Genomic DNA, 4,312 nt, shown 5'->3' on the forward strand with positions numbered 1-4,312 from the left:
GAACCAGCCCTGGCCGAAGCAGATCGCCGGGCGCGAGATGGACACCTATCATCGCTGGATGGAAGTGGTGTTTCCCTGGACGCTGTCGGGATGTCCGGCGATTAGCGTGCCGGTGGGATTTGGGCCGCAGGGGTTGCCAATGGGGATGCAGTTGATTGGGCGGCCGCGGGACGATTTGTCGGTGTTGCGCCTGGCGCGGGCCTATGAAGAAGAGCGGGATTGGGTGGGGAAGCGGCTGCCGTCGGCGATGATGGGGTAAGGCACCGCTTGGGGATTGCGCATTCAACGGGCCATCCCGCAAGCGGCAGGCGGGGTGCGCCACGCCGTCCCTGGCGTATCACCGCTTCGGCTTTGTTCGTCGTGTCCGGTAATGCAGCTCCCCGTTGCGCGTGCGGCCTATGGTTGTCTCCAGCCATTTGCCGTCGGCCGTCAGGCTTTCGTCCCAGGTCGAAACCAGCGTCAGTGTTCTGCCGACGTAACGGTAAGTTTGCGCCGAGTGGCTGCAGCAGCTATTGCGCTGCGCCGAATGCACGGTGCGCGTGCGGGAGTCGATGGCGATCTGCGACAGTCCCGACAAGGTCTCATCAAAAACGAACCGCCGCCGGGCAGCGTCAAACAGGAAGAAGTTCTCAGTACTGTTCGGACCGGCGCCTCCCGACATGCCAAAAATCGCAATGTCAGGATAGCCGTCGAAATTGGCGTCCACCACGCGCAAGGCATCCGCGGGCGCCGCAAAGCCGGGATCGGAATCAAAGTCACGAATGACCTGAGTACGAACTCCGGATTTCCGATCGATGATCTCAATGGCGACCACATGCGGGGAGTCGGATGTGAGCTCGCCCTCGATAAATGCGACGCGAAACAGGAAATTGCTCGTTCTGGCACGTTGCGCAACCCAATTCACGGCGACCGCATCGTCGCGGTCGATCCAGMCGTGGGTGATCGAGCCGTCCCGCCCGACGCGCTCGATTTCGTACCATCGCGCATCCGCGGAGAGGACGGGAACATAAGTCCCCGCGCCGAGACGGGTCAGGATCGTGTCACGTTCGGCTCGGGCAAACAATGGCACCTCCTTGGTGAGATACAAGATTGTCTGGTAAGGCCGGACCCTGTCGAGTGCAAAGCTATCCGCGTAGTAAGCCATCTCATAATGGTTGACCCCCTTGCCATACGCCTCGGGGCTGCATACGCCAAGCGCGCAAGCGCCGACCTCGTCGGCCGTCGGCTTGCGTTGTGGCCGAATGGTCTCAGTGCTCAGGTACGTCTTCCTGGGCTGCCAGGTCACGGTGAACGCCGCCGCCGTCTGCCGTTTCAGCAGTGCCTCAGACTCGTTGCTAATGTTGGTTCGGCAGAACGGCTGGGATGCCGAGTAGTCGTTCCAGCCCGGAAAGGCGTAGGCCACGCATAGCTTGTTCGCGGAGTTCACGTCGGTCCTGTAGTCCTTGTCTACAAGAAAGTGCACCCTGTTGCCGCCCGAACCGGGTTCGTGCGACACCACGGCATAGGTGATATCCGCCGACTTGGGAAGGGCGTGCTCGAAACGCTCCTTGAAGCGGGTTGGCTCGACTTCCGGCACTCTGTTGGCCGGGCTCAGATGGGAGTCTGGCTCGACACGATAAATGCCTGGCACCAGGAAATCGTCCGCGAACGCCGGATTCAAGCACGCGATAGCGAGGGCCAGAGCGACGGAAGCAGCTGAAGTGGCAGAAGTGGCTCTAAGGCATTTGGGAAGTAGCACGGCGATATATCAGGAAATTGCGGGAATGCAGTCGTCATAAGCCGCAGCTTAACTTACATGTGGCGCAATGTACTCACTATCGCGGAGCGTGCTGGCGAAACGCACAATGACGCCGCCATCCACGGCGCCCGGACCGCCAAAGCTGGCTCCCGCCAGCTCCAGCGTKCTGCCGCGCACCTCGATCCTCACCGGATCGGTCTTCTTCCACTGCTTCTTGGGCACCACCAGCTTCCAGACCGTCTCCTTGCCGGGACTGCGGAAGAGCGCGATGACCCCGACATACTCCGCCTCGGCATGCATCGGCTCGCTCAGGCTCACGCTCGCATCGGGGCGCAGGATGACGTCCTTGGCCGCCAGCAGATCGGGCTTGAGGGAAACGAGATCATTCGTCTGCAACTGCGCATAGGTCAATTGCTCGAAGGCCTGCGGCGATTTCAGCTGGTAGATCCGCACCACCGTCGACAACGATTGCCCGGCGCCGTTTGTATTTAACGACGACCGGCTGGTCAGATCGAGGCGCATGGTCTTGACCTGCGTCGTGAAGGCCCATTTCGCCGCCTCCACCGTGCTGTCCTTGACGGCCTGGCCCACGCCGCAACCGGCTATATGGGTGGCAACCAGCAGTAGGCCGCCGTTTCGAAGCTGTCGCCTCATCGTATTGATCCTCTTTGTGTAGCTGTAGCGTGTTGCTGCGTTTCATTGACAGTGCGGGTTCAGCGTTGCGTTGGCAGCGCCGAGCTGTGCCCGCGCCAGTTGCCGAGCTGCACACGGGTGACGGCATCGCTGGCGCCCGTGGCTTCGGCTTCGTCGGGCTGCCTGAGCTGCGTGGTGTAGCCCAGGCTCACCTGGTCCGAATTCAAGGCCGGCGCCGGCATCAGTGCGGGCCTCACATGCATCTCCAGATGCGCGTGCGCTGCATAGCCCAGGCAGAAGCGCAACAGCGCCGTCACCTCCCGGTGCATGGCACGGCCCGGCATCAGCCCCAGCACCGAGTCGCGCTCCTGCGGCGCGATCACCACGCGTACGGTGTTTGCGCGGTCATAGAAGCCGCGCCCGAGCACACAGTTTTCCCCCAACGGCATCCGCTCGGTGGCGTCCAGGCGTACCCACACGGGGTAGAACTCCTCCACCGTGATGCGCGCGTCTGGCACGGCATGCTGCAGCACGCCGGCAAGGCCCTCGGCGGTGCGTGTGCGCTGGCTGGCCAGTCCCAGCATCGACAACAGCTTGCGTGTGGGGACGGCCTCTTCGGCACCCGGCTTGCCCAGGCCCAGCCCGAGCAGGCTCAGCAGGTAACACGACACGTCGTCTTGCCCGCCGTCTTGTCCACCCTGCCGGAAGCCCACCGGATAGCGGTACTTGCGCGCGACGCGGTAGAACTGCGTGACGATCCGGTGGTGAAACAGGTCCAGCAAGGCCGCCAGCGGCTCTGCCCCGTCGCGGCGCTGGGCAATCTCGTCCACGAAGTAGGACGGCATGCGCGCATCCACGCCGTAAAGGCCCAGGAAGGTGGTCCGCACCACCGGTGGCCGCTCGGGGTGGTCGCTGTCGTGCTCGACCGCGTCAATCTCCCGCCCCGGGAAGCCCAGCCGCCCATGCGAGCGGAAACGCACCGGTTCATTGGCCGGGGAATCGGTCGTGCCCAGCGGCGGACGCTGCGGTGCAGACAACTCGATCAGCTCGCAGAGCCGGAAGAAGTTCATCTGCGGCGCTTGGGCGAGCAGCGCCGGCAGCAAGGCGCGCTCCTGCGCCTGCGTTGCTGTCAGTTTCGGCAGGCTCAAAACGGTGCCCCCTCTGCCTTGCTGTCGGGCCATGCCAGCCGCTTGCCGCTTGGCTGCGACACGATCACCAGCCGGGTGTACAGGTTCAGCGTGGCATAGAGCGACAGGAACCGGTTGAGCATCTCGCCGAAGAGCTCGACGTCACCCTCGCCGGCAAAGCGGGTGCTGTCCAGCACCACCTCGATCTCCACGCCGCGCAGCAGGCCGCCCTTGACGAGCTTTTGCAGGGGCCGGTGCCGCACGTCGGTGATGGCGTCGATGCGCCGGCGGTTCATCTCGCCTTCCGTCCAGTCGTAGAGGGCAAGACTGCCGCGCAGGACTTCGGCATCGAGCAGCGACAGGTAGTTTGGCGCCAGGTGCGACAGCACGCGCCAGTGGAAGCGGTCGGCGGTGGGCGGGTACACCGGCAGGGTCGGCGCCGTCAGGTTGCGCACGGTGCCGATGTTGGCGAACCCGTCGCGCATATGCGTGATGCCGGCCTCGCGCAGGCCCTTGCGGGGCAGCATGCCGTTGGTGCCCGTGACCGACAGCGACAGCGTCTCCTCGGGCAGGGTCTGTTGCTGCTCCCAGGCATGGCCGCCAAGCACCACCCAGGTGTCGAACTTGCCCGAGGGCCCGCGGCGCACGCGGGTGTGGAAGTAGCGCTCCGGCATCTCGTGGCGCAGCATGCCACCCCGGTGGCGAAAGGCGGCGAACGGCGCGTACTCGAAGCGCGCGCCGCTCGCGGCCTCGAAGCCCCGCACGGTGTCGACCGAGTACGCTTCGACATGCTGCCCGTGTTGCTCCATGGCCC

Annotated in this window: 5 protein-coding genes; 1 reads left to right on the plus strand and 4 read right to left on the minus strand. The window is 64.4% G+C overall.

Annotated features, from left to right (window positions below; translation table 11 throughout):
- Nucleotides 1–259, plus strand: a 259-nt coding sequence (locus tag AC1DS3_RS35735) for an amidase family protein (protein ID WP_477129053.1), incomplete at its 5' end; no start/stop codon positions are given.
- A 78-nt stretch (nt 260–337) separates the two neighbouring features.
- Here the strand turns inward: AC1DS3_RS35735 and AC1DS3_RS35740 are convergent.
- The 4 genes from AC1DS3_RS35740 to AC1DS3_RS35755 all read right to left on the minus strand — a co-directional run.
- A complete protein-coding gene (locus AC1DS3_RS35740; RefSeq protein ID WP_477129054.1) occupies nt 338–1,660 on the minus strand; it encodes an XAC2610-related protein in 1,323 nt (440 codons plus the stop codon).
- 126 nt (nt 1,661–1,786) lie between these two features.
- Nucleotides 1,787–2,392, minus strand: coding sequence for a type VI secretion system lipoprotein TssJ (gene tssJ, locus AC1DS3_RS35745; protein WP_477129055.1), 606 nt, complete (start codon nt 2,390–2,392; stop codon nt 1,787–1,789).
- A gap of 59 nt (nt 2,393–2,451) precedes the next feature.
- Entirely contained in the window at nt 2,452–3,441 is a 990-nt protein-coding gene (tssG, locus tag AC1DS3_RS35750; RefSeq protein ID WP_441636483.1) for a type VI secretion system baseplate subunit TssG, read from the minus strand.
- 74 nt (nt 3,442–3,515) lie between these two features.
- Nucleotides 3,516–4,312: type VI secretion system baseplate subunit TssF (locus AC1DS3_RS35755; RefSeq protein WP_477129056.1), on the minus strand; the 797-nt coding region annotated here is incomplete at its 5' end.

It is taken from the genome of Cupriavidus sp. 01L46, assembly GCF_056399905.1.

Bases quoted from the DNA above. Each gene is read 5' to 3' on its own strand.
- tssG (WP_441636483.1), bottom strand. From the start codon at position 3,441: ATGAACTTCTTCCGGCTCTGCGAGCTGATCGAGTTGTCTGCACCGCAG.